This window comes from Acinetobacter higginsii, from assembly GCF_000369525.1.
Taxonomy (GTDB): Bacteria; Pseudomonadota; Gammaproteobacteria; order Pseudomonadales; family Moraxellaceae; genus Acinetobacter; species Acinetobacter higginsii.
Window position 1 is genome coordinate 470935 of sequence record NZ_KB850070.1, and the last position, 20828, is coordinate 491762.

Here is a 20828-nt window from a genome sequence, read left to right on the forward strand (position 1 = left end):
GGTCTTTTACTGAATAGACAAGAATTATTGTGCCAATTCACGACCCAATTTTTTCATGCGTGGTTTATACATCAGCTGATAGGTCACAGCCAAAATAACTACCCACAACGGGCTAACATACAGGGCTTTTAAGGTATCTGGTTCAAGTGCCAAAATCACCAACGCAAATAACAAGAAGGCAATCACGATATAAGACGTGAATACGCCACCCGGCATTTTAAACTTGGATTGAGCATGCAATTCTGGACGTAATTTACGGTAGCGCAGATAGCACACCATGATCAGACTCCAGACACTAATGAATAGAATCACACACAGTGAACTCGCCAGCGTAAAGGCCTCAAGGGTATTCGGTACAAAGTATTGTAGTACGGCTCCGCCCATAATGAAGACACAAGAGAAAATCAAACCATTGGCTGGCACGGCACTTTTGGATAAACGACCAAAGGCATTCGGCGCCTGACCATCTTTAGATAAACCAAATAGCATCCGACTGGTGGAGAATACCCCACTGTTCATCGAAGACATCACTGAAGACAGGACCACCAAATTCATGATGATGGCTGAGGTGACAATCCCTGCATTTAAGAATAACTCCACAAATGGGCTCTTATCTGCGCGGATAATATTCCACGGTGTCACGGACATCACCACCAATAAAGCCAACACATAGAATAAGATAATCCGAATCGGAATCGCATTAATCGCCTTAGGTAAATTCTTATGCGGGTCTTTGGTTTCAGCCGCAGTGGTTCCAATCAGTTCCACCCCGACAAAGGCAAATACCGCGATCTGGAAACCAGCCAAGAAACCATCCAGACCTTTTGGAAACATACCACCATGCGACCAGACATTACTGAGCGAAGCGACAGTGCCATGCGGTGCCTGAAAATGACTAAAAATCATATAGCCACCAACACCAATCAAGCCAATAATCGCCAAAATCTTGATCAGGGCAAACCAGAACTCAATTTCACCAAATAGGCGCACGGTGAGCAAATTCAAGAACAGTACAAACAGCACACAGCCTGCGCTAATTGCGGCCTGTCCAATCGGAGTAAACATGGTGCCTTCAGGCAGCCAGAAGGTGAGATAATTGATCACGGCGGCCAGATCGGCAATCCCGACCAATACCCAACCCAACCAATAGGTCCAGCCCATGTAATAGCCTGCCCATGGTCCAATCAGATCATGCGCCATATCGACAAAGGATTTGTAATGCAGATTGGCAAGTAACAATTCACCGAGTGCCCGCATTAAGAAGAAGAACATGCCACCAATGATCATGTAAATAAACAGAATTGATGGGCCTGCCAAAGAGATGGTTTTGCCTGAGCCCATAAATAGGCCCGTACCAATGGCACCGCCGATGGCGATCAACTGCAAATGGCGATTGGAGAGTTTACGTTGTAAGTCTTGGGGCGACTGTTCGCCTTCTGACTGATGAGATGTAACCGTCATATAAAGTTCCTTTTACTTTTTTCCTAAATGAGTCAGCACTTGATTTATACGCCATACCCTAGCTGTCTTTTAAAGACGGCTGACTCATTTCGATTGCAAGAAAATACGTATCTGACTACGTTTTATCTACTGCAAATACGTTACTTTTCTTCTTTTTTTATATTTTTTAAACAAAAATAAAGCGGATCGCTTTATTTTTGTGCTGCAACGACTGCAATTTCGATCAACCACTTCGGATTGACCAAGTCTGCCTGAATAGTGGCACGCGAAGGTGCAACATGACCTTTTAACCAGTCAATCCAGATGGTGTTAACCACTGGGAAATCGGACAGGTCTTTAAGAAATAATTGCGCCGACAATAAACGTGATTTATCCGTTCCTGCTGAAGCCAAAAGTTGTTCAATGGTGGCCAACACTTCACGGGTTTGCCCTTCAATATCTAAGTCCGCATTTTTAGGCACTTGTCCTGATAAATACACCACTTGATTGAAAACCGTCACTGCACTCATGACTTCATTGGTATTGAGCTTTTGAATATCTGAGTTAGACATAAGAAATCCTTATTCCTGAGTAATAAATGAAACACGTGCAGTCACGCCACACATCAGTTCATAACCGATGGTGCCTGAACCTGCTGCCACTTCATCAATGGCTAAAATTGTGCCTGAACTGGACTGACCCCAAAGCACCACCTCACTGCCAACATCAGCATCGCTGATCGGGCTGAGGTCTACCGCCAGCATATCCATGCTGACCCGTCCAATGATCTGGGTCCGAATCCCATTGACCAGAACAGGGGTTCCTGTTGCTGAAATACGTTGATAACCATCGGCATAGCCACAGGCCACGATGCCAATTCGGATCGGTTGCTCGGCCACATAGCTAGAACCATAGCCCACACTTTCATTGGCATTGAGTTCTTGCACGGCAATAATCTCGCTGCGCAAGGTCATACTCGGCGCAAGGCCCCAGTCCTGAATCGTGTGTTTGGGATAATCAGGCGAACTGCCGTACAGCATGATGCCGCCACGGACATAGTCCGACTGTAATTGAGTTTGATATCTTAAGATTGCAGCACTGTTACTAACCGATCTTTCTCCCGGTAAACCTTCAATCGCGGCATCGAATTGCTGCAGTTGATAGTCAATGCCGGTTTCTCCAAAACGGTCACCATCGGCATCGGAGAAATGCATCATATGGGTGATGCTGGCAATGTTGTTCAACTGACTCAACTGCTGCCAAATGTCACGATATTGTTGTGGTTTGAATCCTAAACGGTTCATACCACTGTTCATTTTCAGGAAAATATCGAATTGAGCGGGATAGGCATGCTGCTGTATCCAAGCCACCTGTTGGGTATTGTGTACGGTAAAACTCAATTGATACTGCACACAATCAAACAGGTCTTGGGCAGAGAAAATTCCTTCCAGCAATAAAATCGGACCGGTCCAGCCCAATCCCCGCAGACGTTTTGCTTCGTCCAAATCGAGCAAGGCAAAGCCATCGGCGCTTTTAAAAGATGCATAAACACGTTCAATCCCATGCCCATAAGCATTGGCTTTGACCACCGCAAACACTTTGCTGTTCGGAACCGATTGCCTTACCACAGCAAGGTTTTGGCGCAAGGCTTGGGCATGGATCACCGCAGTAATTGGACGAGGCATAATTAACTTCCCTGTCTATGCAATTAAGCGGCGTGCGAATAACGTTGAATCGACAAACCATCGGTACTGATATCAGGGCGATGGTTCATGACTAAATCACTGATCAACTTGCCTGAACCACAGGCCATGGTCCAACCTAAAGTGCCGTGCCCTGTATTCAGGAACAGATTCTTGTACTGGGTTGCACCAATAATCGGCGTGCTGTCTGGGGTCATTGGACGTAGGCCAGTCCAGAATGAGGCTTGAGCGAGATCTCCACCTGGGAACAAGTCCTGAGTCACCATTTCCAAGGTGGCACGACGATCTTGATTCAATCCAAGATTGAAGCCACTCAATTCAGCCATACCACCAACACGAATTCGTTGATCAAAACGGGTAATAGCAACTTTATAGGTTTCATCCAATACCGTTGATTGTGGTGCAAATTTTGGCTCTACAATCGGAATGGTCAGCGAATAACCTTTGACTGGATAAACTGGTAAATTCAGTTCCAGTGGTTTCAGGAAGTCACGAGAGTAACTACCAAAGGCCAAGACATAACGATCCGCAGTGAGAACTTCACCATTGACCTTGACGCCTTTGATTTCATCGCCTTCAACAATCAGGTTTTCGACATTTTGGGCGAATTTGAATTCAACACCCAAATCTTGGGCCAGTTTTGCCAAGGCATTGGTAAATAAATAGCAATCGCCAGTTTCATCATTCGGTAAATGTAAGCCACCGACCAGTTTATCGGTATGGGCTAAAGCAGGCTCTACACTCGCCAGTTCTTGGGCATTCAATAAAGCGAAGTCGACACCACACTCTTGCAACACTTGAATATCACGTTGTACCGCTTCAAGTTGCGCGTCGCTACGGAACACTTGTAAGGTGCCCTTTGAACGGTTTTCGTAGTTAATGCCGGTTTGTGCTCTTAAATCACGTAAGCAGTCACGGCTGTATTCTGCCACACGCATCATGCGTTCTTTGTTCACTGCATAGCTTTGTGGATTACAGTTTTTCAGCATCTGTGCCATCCACTGCAACTGCCACATACTGCCATCAATATTGATTGCTAATGGCGCATGATGCTGGAACATCCACTTGACTGCTTTAAAAGGAATACCCGGTGCTGCCCATGGGGTTGAGTATCCTGGGGAGATTTGACCCGCATTACCAAAACTGGTTTCTTTGGCAGGTCCTGATTGACGGTCAAGTACCGTCACTTGCGCACCTTGTTGTGCAAGATAATAAGCACTTGCCACACCAATGACGCCACTTCCTAAAACGATTACGCGCATAACAGATCCCTCAAGCACACACTAGGTTATTTAACTAGTATATTTTTGGATCAATAGTTTTTTTCACTGATTTTATGACTATAATCTAGGTAATTTAATATTTTCGTCGCGAAAAAATTAAAATAAAAGGGAATCTTCTATGCGTAAATTAGACCGGATTGATCGCCAGATTTTAGATATTTTGCAACGTGAAGGCCGCATTGCCATCAGTGAGTTGGCATCTCGGGTCAACCTGTCCACCACGCCCTGCTCAGAACGAGTGAAGCGTTTGGAGCGCGAAGGGATTATTGTGGGCTACTATGCTCGACTCAACCCAGCTTATGTCGATCGTAGCCTACTGGTGTTTCTTGAAATCAAACTGTCTGCCAAATCTGGCGATGTATTTGATCAGGTGGCACGAGATCTGGTTGATATTCCAGAAGTACTGGAATGCCATCTGATTTCAGGTGAGTTTGATTATCTGGTCAAAGCACGCTTAAAGGAAATGAGTGCCTATCGCCGCCTATTAGGTGATTTATTAAAAAAACTGCCAGCCTCCGCCTCTTCACATAGCTATATTGTGATGGAAGAAGTCAAAGAGTCTTTATATTTAGATATGGGGATATAAACTTGTACCCAATAAAATGCCCTGATTTAAAGGCTTTTTTATTATTTCATCCAGAAATTTTTGCCGTAATAGGCCCCATTTAATTGGGTTATTTCAATCAGTTTTTCTCTGAATGCTCGGAAAACAGCACCATTCGGTGCTTGAGGATTCTGCCAGAATTTATCCAGATTCATCTGTACTGTGAGACCAGGTAAATCATAAAGTGAATGCCCTAGGGTTTTGACTGGAAGATGATGGTAGAGGGCTTGAATCCCTGTGGTGCTATTAATCGTAACGAGCCCTAATCCGTGCTTCAACAATGTTGGCAAATGAATATCACAAAAGTAGTGGACACGATCTTCAACCCCTAATTTTCTTGATATATCTTTAATTAAACAGCCATAATGGCGATAACCACGGTCCATCGGATGATGTTTTAACACCAAGTGATGTCCTTGCTCGGCATATTGGGCAAAAGATGTAACCACTTCGGCAATACAATCTCTTACGTCTTTATAATGACTATGAATACGGACTTGTGAATCATTATGTACTTGTAAAGTAAAGATAAAGTACTTTTTATCATTTTCTTGAATAAATGATTGAAACCGCTTAGGTTCTACTAAATGATTTTTAAAGCGACGTAACATCGCTATAAACCAATAACAAAACTCTTGTAGAGGGTTATAACCCCGATGGTGTTGATAAAATGGATAAAGCCAAAACAACAAAGCCCAACACAGGTAATATTGAAAACCATTCCAAATCATTCGATGGTAATGGTTTTCACTTGCTTCACAATGAGTTTCTTTAGAGCTACTATTCTTATCTTCTAAGAAATGTTGCTGGAAATTAGAAAAATTATTGACCCCGCCCTCTTCAAAGGTCAGGTAGTCTGGTCGAATGTAACCCTCTTCAAACACATAGAACTTGATCTGCAACTGTTGCGCAACCGCGTGTGCCTGTTGATGGTAGAAACGGCAATCGCCGAAACATACTATCGCATCAATTTGATTTTGCTGAATATGTTCAGACAACCAAACGCCAAAATCAGTTGATTTTTTTCGGTAATGCCAAATATTCGGGCGAGAGTGATAGTAACGCCAGTCCCCCGCATTAAAATTGACTTTAAAACACTCAATTTGTTTGGTTGTAAGCCAATCTGATAAATCAGTAAAAAATGCTCCTATTGGCCCTTGCAACAACACAACTTTCTTGGCAACCAATAGTTCATCTAAATATATAGACAATATCTAACCCTAAAATTTTATTTTCAATGCACGTAAACGTGTAAACATCCATGACCAAACACTCGATGGAGATTGCCCTGCCCTTTGCTGTAATTGACATAGATGCTCTATGACAAGCTCAGGCGTAACCAATGGAATCTGCATTGGGTTTGTCTGCGGCAGATTATAGATGGGATATTCCACTAATGCACAAAAAGCTAGCTCTTCAACTGTTAATTTTCGTTGCCGTCTTTCACAAGAATGACGATCACACGTCAAACCCCAACCTGCATAAAAAGGCACGCCATAGCAGTATACTTTAATATCTCTTAAAAGTGCTTCAAATCCAGATAAAGATGTGATGGTATGTAGTTCATCGATATGTTCAAAGAGCGTGATGATAGATTGATTGACTTCGATATGCTCTACAAGATCCTTAATCTCATCCCATATGATTTTTCCTTTTCTTAGTCCGCTTTCTACATCTGGGTGAGGCTTATAAATAATATGAGCGTTAGGGTTATTTCTATGAACTTCCTTGATCAGATCTAAATTGGTTTTGATGTCGTAGCCACCTAACTGTATCGATAAGTCATCTTCAACCTGCCCAACAACTAAAATCACCTTTTTATCAGGATCGATTATTTGAGAGGATTCAGGCAATGCCTGACCAACATTATATTTTGTTAATTTATTTTGAATAACTTTTTGAATTAAGCTTTGAATTCGATCCCGTTGATCTTCATTTAACTGAACTTGATTTAACAAATTCTCTAAACGAGATGGGTGACGTGCATCATAGTAAATACCAATATCATCAAAAACCAAAGAATATGGGCGAATTAATTTTGCACCTAACCCCAATGATCGCAAAAAGCCGTCTTCAACTGTCCAAACTTGTTGAAATCCTTGCTGTTTTAATAAAGCAGCCTTTTTCCCCCAAGCAACAATCGGTTGATCCTTCTTGGGCTTCAACCATTGCCTAAAACTTAGTTTGATATGAGGAAAAGCTAAAAAATCTTTGATAAAACTCTTTTTCCATCGACTGAAACCATAAGCCACCACAGATGAAGCGGTTAATTGCTTTTGAAACTCAATATTTGGGATCAGGACATCTATAATCTCCTCTAGTTCACAGCGCTGTTGTGAAACAGGTGAAACGTATTTTGCATAATTTAAATATGCGGCTACAAACAATTGCTCAAGAGATTGAGATATATTTCTTCTCTCTTTAAGAGAATCTGGTAAATCTTGGTAATCCTGTGTCAGCCCCCAACCCGCATACCAAGGCCAGCCAAAACAATGTACTGGTTTGCCACACAGCAATGCTTCAAAACCCAATTGAGAACTCACCACATAAACTTCTGACATCTGTTTACACAGTTCGATTGGATTATAATTCTCTTTTAATAATTCTATATTTGGAGAAGTGAGATCGTTAAATGAAAAATGCCCTTTTGCTTTTCCTGCGATTACATCAGGGTGAATCTTTACCCAAATCGTCGCATCAGGATGATCCGCAATAGCACGATGTAACATAGTATGAAAACGAGCCGCTGATGCCATCGCATAATGAATAGATTGATCACCAAATGTTTGATCAACAACTAGAATATTTTTCTTATTATGAAAGATTGACGAATCAAGCCGCTCGTATTGTAGATTGTATTTAGTAATACCTTGGGCAACCATACGCTTAATTAAAGCTTGAGATCTCTCCAATTGTTGCTTAGAAAAGCTATTTTCAACAATTAGTTTTTCTAAATCTGATATTTGTGCTGCATCAAAATAAATACCAGACTGATCCAAAACTATCGAAAGTGGAGGAGATCCTTGTTTACCTAACCCCAACGAGCGAATAAATCCATCCTCTAAACAAACAGATTCTGTTTCATATTTTTGTGCATGTTTTTCAGCACGGAAAAAACTTGGTTTTCTACCCCACCCCCCAAAATTTTGAGATTCTTTCCAGAAACGACTCATCAATGAACTCACTTCTTCTCCAACAAATTGCTCAATCGCTGGAATTTTTCTTATTTTTTTGGAACATAGAATCATGTCAACCCTATTTATCACACCTTAACCTGTTCATCATATTATAAACCGTAGAGGTAGACAGAAATTAAGTAATTCTATTAAGATATCCCTACTAAATGTTGAATTTCAATATCTTTTAATTACATACATTTAGGTTATAAAAATAAATGTAGGGGCTTTATTTTGGGTACAATTCATGTATTTATTGGCTACGATATAAATGAAACGATTGCTTATCATGTCTGTTGTGAAAGCTTAATTCGGCATAGTTCCAAGCCATTGGCAATACATCCACTTTATTCCAAAGCATTGCCTACACTAGCCTCAGTACAATTTCCTTCTAATTACCCACCATCCAACCAATTTATTTTTTCTAGATTTTTAGTCCCTTATTTAATGGAATATTCAGGTATAGCATTATTTTTAGATGGTGATATGGTAATCAATAATGACATTGTAGACTTATTTTCCAAGTTTCAATCTACAGATGAATGGGCTGTCAAAGTCGTAAAACATGATTATAAAACATCTAGTTCAGAAAAGTTTAAAGGTGCAACTAATCTTGATTACCCTAGAAAAAATTGGTCTAGTGTGATCCTTTGGAATTGCAGTCATCCATCCAATAGAACTCTAACTCCTGACTATATAGGCCAAACAACAGGAACGTTCTTACATCGTTTTAGTTGGTTGAATGACCAACAAATAGGCGAACTGGAAAAAGGTTGGAATGTTTTAGCTGATGAAGAAAATCAAGAAATAAGCCCCTCTAAACAATATATTTATCACTATACTTTAGGGACACCCTGTTTTCCAAAATATAAAAACTGCCAGTTTTCAAGTTATTGGCACCAATATCAAAAGCAAGTTAATTCATTTATTGAGTAATAACTTATGGACAACATAGCAATAAAAACAGATGAACGACTTGCCCAAGTTTTGTTGGAAAATAATCGTTCTAATACGTTATCTAGAACAATATTCAAACAGCTCACTGACAGATTAGCAATTTATACCCCTCTCAATAATGATTTATTAAACGCAATTGCTCAAACGCTATCTTTATTAAATGATTTCCATGTTGGCGAACAAACTGGTCTCTATCGTTGTGCACGATTATTAATTACACATAGCCGCCAAATGCAGGATCGTCATGACCTCCAAGCTTGGGAAAATGATTTAATCTTGTTATTAAATCTTGAGTTTCAGAAAACTGGACTGAATTTAAGTGGTCATCAAAAACGGCTAGAAAATTATCAAAAGCAAAAAATGTTAGTCGAAAAAGAAAGGGGTTCTCCTAATACAGAGACAGCCTCAAATATCATCACTTTTTTTGATCAAGAACAAGATGTTGAAAAAACAGCTATATTTATAGGACAACTTTTAAGTAATAAGACCTGGGGAAATCAAGTTTTCCTAACTATCAGCCAAAAAAGCATTTTGATAAAAAGATATGACTTATTAGAAAAACTAATCAAACAAGCTGGGGAAAGAGTTTTATCTAAACAATCGGCTCCATTAAAAGAAGATATTTTATTAAATAAAATTGCGACCTTGGGTTCTTATTATCATGAAATGGGACAGTATCAAGAGTATTTATCCTTAATAAAATGGTCAAAAAATATTTTTAAAAACAGCAACTTACTAGATTACCATGAAGGAATTTGTAAAATAGCTTTAGGAGATCTAGATGGTTGGCGATTGTTTTCAGTTCGCCGAAAAATGGTAAAGCTCCCCTCCTTAATTCAGAATTTAAAAACTTGGGATGGACACAGTCCTGTAGAAAATCTACTAATTTGGTGGCCAGAAGGTGCTGGTATTGGTGGTGAAATCATGCGCTTAATTTTTCTACCAAATATTCTAATAAAAGCAAAAAAAGTGGGAATTATTTGTGATACGCGATTACATTCCGTTTTAATGCAAAAATTTCCACAAATTAAATGCTATCCATATTCAATGTTAACTTTAGGTACAGCAAATAATTATGATGCAGAAATAGATTTAATCTCCTTAACTCAGTTTTTTCTTACGCCATCATATCAAGCACAGCCTATACTTAGCACCAATACTCGTGCAGATGTCAACGTCATTGGACCCCTTCTAAGTACAAGAAAAATACGCTGTGGTATCTCTTGGTTTACACCAAATAAGCGTAGCCAAATACAACGCTCGATCCCAGCTCATATCTTATCCAACTGGATAGACTCTCTAGATGGTGTAGAATTTTATGCTTTACAACACAGCCTTGATGACTGTCCAGAATTTGAACTACATAATTGTAAAATAAATTACTTAGTAAATGCTGAAAAAGATATTGATGGATTACTTCATTTAGCAGCAGATATGGATCTGATTATCACGATAGGAAATAGCACTGCTCATTTAACAGGAGCACTAGGTATACCGACCTTAGTTCTGCTGCCACAAAAACCCAGATTTCAATGGGGTATAAAAGGTATAAATATGCCCTTTTATAAAAATATGAAACTTATTAGACAAGAAATTCCAAATGATTGGAACGGATGCCTATTGCAAGTATCAAAATACATTCAAGAGTTAAAAGGACTTAACTCCTGAATTATAGTTTCCTATCAACTATCATATTGAAATAAGGCTTCAGCTATACGAAAATCAAAAAGCTCATCAATATCAATAGAGTTCTTTCGTGACATAATAAAACCACAGCTAGGATAATTAAAAAGACTTTTATTCTTTTTAAAATCTTCGACTTTGGTTATATATATAGCACCATTTAATCTGTATTCTTTTTCAAAATCCTGAGATCTCTGAGGAAGTTGTTTAAGCTTAGTAAAAAAATTATCTAACGAATTATTGTCTGGAAGACGCATAGTATAATCAGTAGGATGATCTACTTCAGTAACAGAGACTACACTTGTATATTTGCCTTTCTCAAATAATTCAAATGCTCCGTTCAAGTCATTTACTGTTCTCAGTGGAGACGTTGGCTGTAACAAAAGTAAATTGTCAAAATTTTCTTTCAACTCATCTAACACATTTAAAATAACATCATTTGTAGAGGCAATATCAGACGCTAACTCCACTGGTCGTCTTAAAAACAATATTTTGGGGAACTTTACTACTAAATTTAAAATTTCCTCATCGTCCGATGAAACAACTATATTTTCAAAATTTGCAGCTTGTGCAGCCTCAATTGTCCACTCTATTAATGGCTTACCATTTAAAGGTAGTATATTTTTTCGGGGGAGCCTTTTACTGCCTCCTCGAGCAGGAATAATAACTAAGGAGTTAGACTTCATAAATCACTCAAATTTCAATTAGAAAATTCCAGATTGAACATCTCGCTGTGCTAGCTCAAAATCATCCATTCGACCAACATCTAACCAATATTCATGTATTGGGAAACAACTTACCTTTTGCTCTTTCGACATATGATTAAGCAAAAGTGTTGGCATATCTATCTTCTCATTTGATTTAACACTTTTAATTACTTCAGGTTGTAAAACATATATGCCTGCGTTCACAAAAGAGCGATTTTTCGGCTTCTCTACCATCCCCTTGATATAATGTCCATCTATCTCAATTACCCCAAAAGGTACTTGGTGATAATATTCTCTTACTGCTACCGTGGCGCAACTTTCATGTTCATTATGGAAACTTAGTAGTTGTGCAAAATCTACTTTAGTCATGACATCTCCATTTGTCACAATTAATGGTAAATTCGACTCATCAGGTAAAAGAGATAATGCTCCACCTGTTCCCAAAGGTTCATCTTCATAAACATATTTGATCGAAACACCCCAATGTTCTCCATTCCCAAAATAGTCTGTAATTTGGTCTGCTAAGTAATGGGTCGAAAAATAAAATTTATGAAAACCACATTTTTTTAAATGTAGCATTATTCGTTCTAATATTGGTTTATCACCAATTCTTAACATTGGCTTTGGACAATTATCAGTCAATGGCCTGAGCCTTGTCCCAAATCCTCCTGCCATAATAAAAACAGGGTTATCTAATTTTTTAGTTTCTAAAAAACTATCATAAGTCAAAACATTGACTAAATGATGATTTTCATCAATAACTGGAACATGCAAAAATTTATGTGTAATTAGAATTTCTTTAATAACTTCAGGACTGACATCTTCTTGATAGCAAAAAACTGGCTTTGGATTCATGATTTTTGAAACTTCATCGTCCAAACCAATATTTTTTAATAGACCTCGTCGGATATCGCCATCTGTTACCATGCCAACTAGCTTGTCACCTTCTAATACAAAAGCAGCACGATAGGCATTATCATTAATGACTTGAAGTGCTTCTTTTACCGTTATATTGGGTGCAATTACAGCCTTTGTCCACATAACATTCCCTCTATCTTCAGTTATTTTTTAATACGTTTTGATATTAAAAAATTTTTTACTCAATAATGTTGACCACTCTATATTTTCAATAAAGCTCATAATTTCTTTAACCGTATTTCCATTTCCGTATGGATTTTTGATTGAGCCTAAAGACTTTTTAAAAGTGGAGTCTGATATTTTCTCAAGTGCCTCAGAAACCCCGTTGAACGTTGGCTCACAATTGATAATTGAATCGGCTTGTAACCTACCTGCTTGTCTATTCCCAATATTAATAGTAGGCACAAATAAAGACGGCGCTTCAAGTATTCCACTTGATGAATTACCAACAACAGCTTCACAATGCTTCACTGCAGATAAATAACGTAATTGCCCCAATGAAGCAAAACAATGAATCCTATCTGGATGCTTCTCACTCCATTTACGCATGCATTCATTAATTGTACGCCCACCGACGTCTGCATTTGATAATGTCACAATAATTTGCTTCAAACCATCACTCAGTAATGCAGACATGATGTCGTCTATTTCTTTAATAATGTCTTGCTCACTTACAGTAACGGGATGGTACGTCATCAAGAAAAATGGAATAGATAAATCAAGTTTTAATGATTTCGCTAATTCTTCTTTCGTAAGTAAAGGGAGTATATTGATATTATCAATTCCTATCGCCCCACTATTACAGACGTACATAGGTTGCTCACCTAACTGTATAACACGCTCTCTATATTCATCTGTAGATGTAAAATGTATATGACTTAACTTTGTTAGAGCATGTCTAAAGTTATCATCTGATGCCCCTTCTGTAATCTCCCCCCCATGCAAATGCACGACAGGTATTTTAAAAATATTCGCAGCTGTTGCCACGCCTATCATTTCGTAACGATCACCAAGAATGACAATAAAATCAGGCTTCAGCCTCTCAAATGCATCCGCAATCCCGATACACAGTAGCCCTAAACTCTTAACCACAGCAGTTGAGGAATCATTACTCAATAGCATGTCAACCTTAGCATCTATCGAAAAGCCATCTTGCTCAATCGCATGCCATGTCATACCAAATTCAGATGAGAGATGTGTTCCAGACACAATCAACTGTAATTCATAGTTTGCAGACTCATTCAGAGCTTGAATCAATGGTTTGAGTAACCCATACTCAGCTCGAGTTGCTGTAACTACACAAGCTTTTTTCACCATTCGATTTTATCCCCTGCCTTGTAGTCTTTTACCGCAGGTTGTCCCACAACCTCATTCCAAAACATAGGAGAAATTCCATCTCCTGGACGCATCGTTGTCAGTACATCCTCTGACATGAGCTCCCCTTTTTGAATATCTGTGGCTGCAACTATACTTTTTCTAGCGACATGAATATTTTTACGTTCGGAGTCAGAAACAAACTTGATTGAACTACCTAAAACTTGTTCTACGACTCTAATCGAGTCAACCATCGCTTTTAATTCATGAGGTTCTAAAGAAGCTTTGTGATCTGGCCCAGGTAAGTTTTTATCTAAAGTAAAATGTTTTTCAATGACCTTGGCACCTAAAGCTACAGCTGCAGTTGGTACAGTAATTCCTGTGGTATGATCAGAATATCCATAGGCTGTTCCAAATATTTGTCCCATACTGACCATCGCTTTTAAATTCACGTCCGTCCAAGGAGTTGGATATTCCGTATTACAGTGTAATATGCAAATCTCTTCTCTCTTTCGTCCACAATCTAAAAAAACTTTTAAAGCCGCCTCAATATCAGCCAGATTACACATACCTGTAGACAGAATAACCGGCTTATTCAACGCTGCGATTTTCTTTAAATACGGATAGTTTGTGATCTCTCCTGATGGAATTTTCCATACAGGAATATCTAATTCAATCAAGGTATCAATACTTTCAAAATCAAACGCTGTAGAGAACCAAATGAGTCCTTTGGACTCAGCATAATTTTTTAACTGACTTAATGCTGGTACAGGTATTTCTAATTTTTTTAACATTGCATATTGGCTATCTTCATAACCAAGGTTCTGCTTCTGATATTCAGCCATTTTTGCTGATTTAGAAACAAGATTATCTGCCTTAAATGACTGAAATTTAATCGCATCTACTTTTGCTTCTGCAGCAGCATCAATTAATTGATAAGCTTTTTCCAAATCACCGTTATGATTTACTCCAGCTTCTGCAATTAAGAAAGTTTTATTAGCCCAAATCATTGTTTAATTTCCTCGCAGGTGAACCAACCCAAGTCCCAGCTTCTAATATATCTTTGATTACAATAGCACCTGCACCAATTGTTACATTATCAGCTATTGTGATTCCTTGAAGAATTACAGAACCTGAACCAATCATACAATTCTGACCAATAGAAACATCGCCATTCACCACAGCACGAGTGGAAATATGAGTGTGATTTCCAATCCTTGCACCATGTTCAATAATTGCCGCAGTGTTGATAATAACGTTTTCACCCACGATAGCTTTTGCATTAATTACAGCCTGCTCGAGAATTACGCTCGCCTTACCAATTACTGCATGCTTTGAAATAACAGCTGTTTTTGCAATTAACGATGCTCTATTTGCATTAATATCAATCAGTTTTTTATAAATTTTTGCTCTTAAAGAATTAGAGCTAACCATACCAACAGTAACGATAAAGTTAATATCATCCGCTTTAGCTAAATCAGGTAGGTCACTATCATTGCCAATTACTTCATAAGAAAGTACTTTGGCACCAACCTGATTGTCTACAATACCAACCACATTAAAACCTGCTAACTCCGCAGAGTTAATACATGATTGGCAGTGCCCACCACCACCGACAAAAACAAATTTCTTCACTGGTGTACGCTCAACTCTAACTTAAAGGGAAATAACACTACTAGGAATATTCACTAAGCGTTCTTGTAACCATTTAGCAGTTTCACATCCATCATTCTGACATTCTGAAAAGGCTGGCAAATCACTCATAAGCTCCCAAACAGGCCTCATCATGATTCCCCGCTTATTGGCTTCAGCAAGTAGTGTTTCTCGTACAGAGAAATCTTCCACCAAAATAGCATTCAACCAAAAATTTGATTCGCCGCCTTCAGTATTCGAGATAAATGGAATATCATTTTTTTCACAGATATCCGCATAGAAACTTGCAAGTTGCTTTTTCTTTTCCAAGAAAATAGGCAACTGCTCTAATTGAGCACATGCGAGAGCAGCATTCACATTTGGTAGGCGATAGTTATAACCAACTTCATCGTGAAAAAATTGCCATGCATGAGGTAACTTAGCTGTAGTACTTAGATGTTTTGCTCTTTTTGCAATTTTTTCATCATTGGTTACAACACACCCACCGCCGCCACTGGTCACAATTTTATTACCATTAAAACTAAAAGCAGCGAGATCGCCATAAGAACCTAATGCTCTCTCTTTATAACGTGAACCTAATGCTTCAGCTGCATCTTCAATTAAAACTAAATTCCAATCAGTACAAATTGCTTTAATTTCATCAATTGCAGCAGAAATACCAAAGGTATGCATAGGTACAACTGCTTTAATCACTCGACTTGTATTTTTGTTAATACATTGATTATTTTTAATAAAAGCATTTTTTTCCAAAAAATCTTTCAGCGCCTTGGGACTTAATCCCAATGTCTCTTTATCAACATCGACAAAAACTGAATGAGCCTTTTGATAAGAGATCGCATTACACGTTGCCACAAAAGTTAGCGGCTGTGTAATAACCTCATCATTCTCACCAACATCAGCTAAAATTAATGCTAGGTGTAAAGCCGCTGTTCCGTTCATTGTCGCGATCGCGTACTTAGTGCCTGCTATTTCCGCCATCATCTGTTCAAAACGGTCAACAAAAGCACCAACAGAGGATACAAATGTTGTATCGATACATTCAGCTAAATACTTTTTTTCATTACCATTAAAGACTGGTGCATGTAAGGGAATAAATCCCTCACCAAACACCTCCCTAATGGAACCTAAAAGATTTTCATACTTTTCAGGTAAATTAGACATTATAAATACCTGCTTTATACTTTTCTAAATTCTTAGGATTTAAGAACCACTCAATAGTGTTCTTTAGGCCTTCTTCAATTGAATACTCTGGTTTAAAACCAGTTAAACTATGAATTAAAGTGTTATCACACCAAAGTCGGAAAACTTCTGAGTTTTGTGGACGTAAACGATCAATATCTTCAATAAATTGAGCATCACTATTCATTAGATCTCGAATGAGGTTAAGCGTGTCTCTTACTGAAATTTCATAATTAGAACCAATATTTACAGTTTTACCAATCGCTTCATCACAATTTGCTAAAGCAATAAAACCACGGCAAGTATCGCTCACATAATTGAAATCACGAGTAGGACTCAAGTCACCTAACTTAATTTCTTTATGCCCAGCTGCGATTTGCGCAATAATCGTTGGAATAACAGCACGAGCACTTTGACGAGGGCCATAAGTATTAAATGGTCTTGCAATTGTTAATGGGAGTTCAAATGCATTATAAAAACTCATAGCCATTGCATCTGCCCCAATTTTTGAAGCACTGTATGGTGATTGTGGTTGCAAAGGATGTTTTTCATCAATTGGAACGTATTGTGCTGTCCCGTATACTTCACTCGTTGAAGTATGAATCACACGTTTAGTACCCAATTCTTGAGCTGCCTGACAAATATTAAGCGTACCAATTACATTGGTATCAACATAACTTGTAGGAGCCACATATGAATATGGAATCGCGATAAGTGCAGCAAGATGGTAGACCACATCAATATCTTGCATAATGTGTTTGCAATAATGTGCATCACGCACATCGCCATTTACAACTTCAACTTTATCTAAACAATTGATGTCTTCTAACCACCCCCAATAATTGAATGAATTATATTGAGATAAAGCACGTACTTCATGACCTTGGCTTACTAGCATTTCTACCAAGTGAGAACCAATGAATCCATCTGCTCCAGTGACTAATATTTTTGACATATCTATTACCTTTGTAAGTTAGTTAAGACTATCTGAAAGAAATTTCTCAAGACAATGAGTATTATAAGGAGCCATAAACTGTGGGTTTTTGCTTAAATAACTATCTCTAGTTTTTACAAGCTTTCTATATTCAACGCCTTTCTGTATTAAATCTTGAATTAATTGCTCAAGCTCTTGCTCATTTCGAGCTTTTAAAGCAAGGCCAAGTTCCGAATAATCAATAGACTCATGTAAATCTTTAAAATCAGCAACAATAACTTCTTTACCATAAATTGCAGATTCTAAAAGCACACTGCTGAATAAACCAATAACTATGCTAGATTTTGCAATAGCGAGATATGTATCGCTATCTCTCGATAAAAAATTAATATTTTCACTACCATCAAATATATTTTTCACTCTATTTAAAATAGGTAGTTCTTGCATAGGATGAGGTTTTACAATCAATTTAATATTGTTTTTTCTCGAAATATTATTTAATGCTTTACTAATTAACATCATCTCTTCAGGTAAAGAATGTTGCATTGCAAAGAAAATCGTTGGCTCATTATTAACATTAATACCACTATGAGCTTCTTCCATACGATACATACGGTCAATAATATTAACCGAACCAACAATATGTAAATTTTTTGAAGTAGTTCCTAATGCCTCAAAAATATCTTTTTGCTTAGTGTCAATCACCCCCATCTGATCAACTAGAGCTTTTCTATATCTAGCAGACTCAGAAATAACCTGTGGTTGTAAACCTATAGTCTTAACGCCAGACTCACGAGCTATTTCAACAATAGCTCGTGAAATATGTCCACGCTCCATAGATGTGAAATAAGCCTTTGCATTCCGCATTACCACAGAGAATTCTGATATCAAAACAAATAGTGGAGCTAAATTATTAATATAAGCTTTAATACGACTTTGAACAATTGAGATAAACTCTGTAGGTAACTGCTTTCTCAACTCATAAATATAAAATGCGAGTAAATCTTCTGAAAAAAACTTTTCAGCGTCAGTATAAACTTCTGCGTATTTTTTCCTAAAATTCAACACACTACCATTATAGACTTCACAGCTCTCTGCATAATTATATTTTAATAAAGTCGCTTTTATTTTATCTTGCAAAGAATCACCAAGAATAGAATTGTTTATATATAAAACTTTCAATTTCTTCTGTTTTATAGCGACATCTAAAAGTTTAAATGTAGCTGGAGAATATGCATAATTTTCATCAGCAATATCGCCACAAACGACTACAACATCATCCTTAACTTTTAAGTTTTTAAAACTCTGATGATCAACACCCCACCAAAAAGCTGCAAATTTCTCTTTACAATCTGCAATTAATCTTATTTCCTCTTCTAAATTAGTTGAAATACCTTCCTTTAATATTTTTTTGGTGGCATTTACTTCCTTAAAGGCAACGTTTATCTTAGAGAAACATTCCATTTTCTCACCATGATACATCAAAGAATCTATTACATCCTTACTAGACTCATAATCATCAAAGTAAGCTAGTAAATGGTCACTGTTATTCAACATATCAGCATAACCATTAAACCTTAGAATCTCCATATAAAGATAATCTTCAATACCTTCACTTATCTGTGCCAAAATATTATGATGCACCAAATTATTAGTAATCAATTTTAAGATTTTTAATAATTCAAAGCTGAAAATTTTTGCATATCTTACTGCTTGTGATTCAGCATCAGACATAGGTTTTGAGTAAAGCTTATGAATAGAAGTAAGTTTAATGTTATTTAAAAATTCATTTTTAACAAACATTGCCTCATCATTTGCTAAATTATCTCTCGTTGTGACTAAAAGAATTTCCTTATTATATTTTGATAGCTTTTCTGCCAACATAAGGCTGTCTTTCTTATCAGTTAATATAATTGTTTTGGAGTCTGTTGATTTTGCAAAATATTGCAAACCAAGTGGATGAGTAGTAGCTGCATTATAGAACGACATGCCTCGCTCTACTGAAAGGGAGGAAGATAAGTGTATATCAGTTAATCTTTCTTTAAGGAAAGCTAAAGTTTCATATAAATTTGTTTTTTCCAACCCATTATAACTTCTATATCTTGGATACAGAATATATGCCGCGGCAAATAGCTTCTCTAGTGTTAACTTTCTTTTTCTTCGACTAACAATTTGGCGATCATCTGTTAACCCCCATCCTGAATAGAAAGGTGCTCCAAAGGTAGTGACTGGCACACCATACAATAAAGATTCAAAGCCACCTAATGATGTCAAAGTATACACTCTATCTACTTCATACAAGGCATCAGCTAAAGACATTGGTGTTTTAAAGATTTCTACTTTATCTTCAACCTCTGATAAATCAGATAATTCTTTTCGCTTTCCAAAAAGTACATCAGGATGAGGTTTGTAAATAATTTGCGCCTCAGGATTTTCTTCTAATGCTTTTTTTATTAACTGAACATTTGTAATAACAACATTACAGCCATATATTAATGACTGATCATCTTCAACTTGACCTAGAACCAATATTCTCTGATTCGTTTTAGGTCCATATAATGACTCCGCCAAGCCTTCATTTGTATCATTGTATTTGGACAAATGGTTATGTTTAATAAAATTTAAACATTTGTTTGCCTCTTCAAGCAACTTACTATCTTTTTCAAAATCATATGTATTTAATATATTTTCTAGATCTGATGGCTGAGTTGAATCGTAATACAGACCTGTTTTATCTAAACAAAGTGATAATGGTGGTACATGATTAGCACCTAAACCAATCGAACGAATAAAACCATCTTCTATATAATAAATAGGAATTCTGTATATTTCTGCATACGAACTAATATGTACTGGCGTATTCCTGCCCCATATGACAAATACAGGGTTATGTGCAATTTTCATTGCAATATGTAAAGAATCCATATCCATATTTGATGAAAAAAATAATACATTATATTCGTTTAGGAAATTTATAACATATTTCCTTTTCCATTGAGCCACATTAAAGGCTATTGCTGTTCTCTTATAGGGTTGAGTAATATATCCAGAATAGTATTTAATAGCCAGTCTCGTATCTAAATAGGCTTCTCTTACTTTCTCCAATTCTTTTGTAGTTTTTTGTACTGTTTTCAAAAAACCATCTTTTTTTATTTTTTTTATTTTTCCTTTTATATTTGCTTTTACCGCATTAGTTTTACTCTGAATATCTTCAAAATCCATTGTTTAAACTCACTCAATTCCAAATAAAAGAAAAACCTGATTCTATTAGCTTTAA

At 37.3% G+C, this 20828-nt stretch carries 17 protein-coding genes; 3 read left to right on the top strand and 14 right to left on the bottom strand.

The features are described from left to right. Positions 1–24: 24 nt before the first annotated feature. The 4 genes from F902_RS02705 to F902_RS02720 form a co-directional block, all read right to left on the bottom strand. Positions 25–1461, bottom strand: a complete 1437-nt coding sequence (locus F902_RS02705) for an amino acid permease (protein ID WP_005200818.1) — start codon at positions 1459–1461, stop codon at positions 25–27. A gap of 191 nt (positions 1462–1652) precedes the next feature. Then, positions 1653–2012: a RidA family protein gene (locus F902_RS02710; protein ID WP_005200820.1), complete on the bottom strand. Its 360-nt coding sequence runs from the start codon at positions 2010–2012 to the stop codon at positions 1653–1655. Positions 2013–2021: 9 nt separating this feature from the next. After that, positions 2022–3125: an alanine racemase gene (gene alr, locus F902_RS02715; RefSeq protein ID WP_005200821.1), complete on the bottom strand. Its 1104-nt coding sequence runs from the start codon at positions 3123–3125 to the stop codon at positions 2022–2024. Positions 3126–3148: 23 nt separating this feature from the next. Then, positions 3149–4405 (bottom strand): D-amino acid dehydrogenase, encoded by a 1257-nt coding sequence (locus F902_RS02720; RefSeq protein ID WP_005200823.1) that lies wholly within the window; start codon positions 4403–4405, stop codon positions 3149–3151. Positions 4406–4544: 139 nt separating this feature from the next. Between F902_RS02720 and F902_RS02725 the strand changes: the two genes are divergently transcribed. Next, positions 4545–5012 (top strand): Lrp/AsnC ligand binding domain-containing protein, encoded by a 468-nt coding sequence (locus tag F902_RS02725; protein WP_005200824.1) that lies wholly within the window; start codon positions 4545–4547, stop codon positions 5010–5012. Positions 5013–5053: 41 nt separating this feature from the next. On the opposite strand, the gene F902_RS02730 is transcribed toward F902_RS02725, so the two are convergent. Continuing rightward, positions 5054–6241 carry a capsule biosynthesis protein gene (locus F902_RS02730; protein ID WP_005200826.1) on the bottom strand — a complete coding sequence of 396 codons (1188 nt, stop codon included), beginning with the start codon at positions 6239–6241 and terminating at the stop codon, positions 5054–5056. A 9-nt stretch (positions 6242–6250) separates the two neighbouring features. Then, entirely contained in the window at positions 6251–8278 is a 2028-nt protein-coding gene (locus F902_RS02735; RefSeq protein WP_005200828.1) for a capsular polysaccharide biosynthesis protein, read from the bottom strand. Between the two features lie 162 nt (positions 8279–8440). Here F902_RS02735 and F902_RS02740 point away from each other — a divergent pair, with 162 nt between their 5' ends. Both F902_RS02740 and F902_RS02745 read left to right on the top strand, forming a co-directional pair. Next, entirely contained in the window at positions 8441–9142 is a 702-nt protein-coding gene (locus tag F902_RS02740; protein ID WP_005200830.1) for a hypothetical protein, read from the top strand. Between the two features lie 6 nt (positions 9143–9148). After that, positions 9149–10831, top strand: a complete 1683-nt coding sequence (locus F902_RS02745; RefSeq protein ID WP_005200832.1) for a hypothetical protein — start codon at positions 9149–9151, stop codon at positions 10829–10831. Positions 10832–10845: 14 nt separating this feature from the next. On the opposite strand, the gene F902_RS02750 is transcribed toward F902_RS02745, so the two are convergent. From F902_RS02750 to F902_RS02785, 8 genes are read right to left on the bottom strand one after another with little or no spacing between them, the layout of a single operon-like run. Continuing rightward, positions 10846–11532 carry an acylneuraminate cytidylyltransferase family protein gene (locus tag F902_RS02750; protein WP_005200833.1) on the bottom strand — a complete coding sequence of 229 codons (687 nt, stop codon included), beginning with the start codon at positions 11530–11532 and terminating at the stop codon, positions 10846–10848. 18 nt (positions 11533–11550) lie between these two features. Next, a complete protein-coding gene (locus F902_RS02755; RefSeq protein ID WP_005200835.1) occupies positions 11551–12594 on the bottom strand; it encodes a nucleotidyltransferase family protein in 1044 nt (347 codons plus the stop codon). A 27-nt stretch (positions 12595–12621) separates the two neighbouring features. Continuing rightward, positions 12622–13788, bottom strand: a complete 1167-nt coding sequence (neuC, locus tag F902_RS02760) for a UDP-N-acetylglucosamine 2-epimerase (RefSeq protein WP_005200845.1) — start codon at positions 13786–13788, stop codon at positions 12622–12624. Next, the gene (gene neuB, locus F902_RS02765) at positions 13782–14795 is read right to left on the bottom strand and encodes an N-acetylneuraminate synthase (RefSeq protein ID WP_005200847.1); all 1014 of its coding nucleotides are present in this window, start codon (positions 14793–14795) and stop codon (positions 13782–13784) included. Before neuB ends, neuC begins: the two co-directional genes overlap by 7 nt. Further along, positions 14782–15420 carry an acetyltransferase gene (locus F902_RS02770; RefSeq protein WP_005200849.1) on the bottom strand — a complete coding sequence of 213 codons (639 nt, stop codon included), beginning with the start codon at positions 15418–15420 and terminating at the stop codon, positions 14782–14784. The genes neuB and F902_RS02770 overlap by 14 nt, the downstream gene beginning before the upstream one ends. A gap of 21 nt (positions 15421–15441) precedes the next feature. After that, entirely contained in the window at positions 15442–16599 is a 1158-nt protein-coding gene (locus tag F902_RS02775) for a LegC family aminotransferase (protein WP_005200852.1), read from the bottom strand. After that, complete coding sequence (locus F902_RS02780; RefSeq protein ID WP_005200854.1) at positions 16592–17572, bottom strand: NAD-dependent 4,6-dehydratase LegB; 981 nt, start codon at positions 17570–17572, stop codon at positions 16592–16594. The genes F902_RS02775 and F902_RS02780 overlap by 8 nt, the downstream gene beginning before the upstream one ends. A gap of 18 nt (positions 17573–17590) precedes the next feature. After that, the gene (locus F902_RS02785; RefSeq protein WP_005200856.1) at positions 17591–20773 is read right to left on the bottom strand and encodes a capsular polysaccharide export protein, LipB/KpsS family; all 3183 of its coding nucleotides are present in this window, start codon (positions 20771–20773) and stop codon (positions 17591–17593) included. Between the last annotated feature and the right edge of the window lie 55 nt (positions 20774–20828).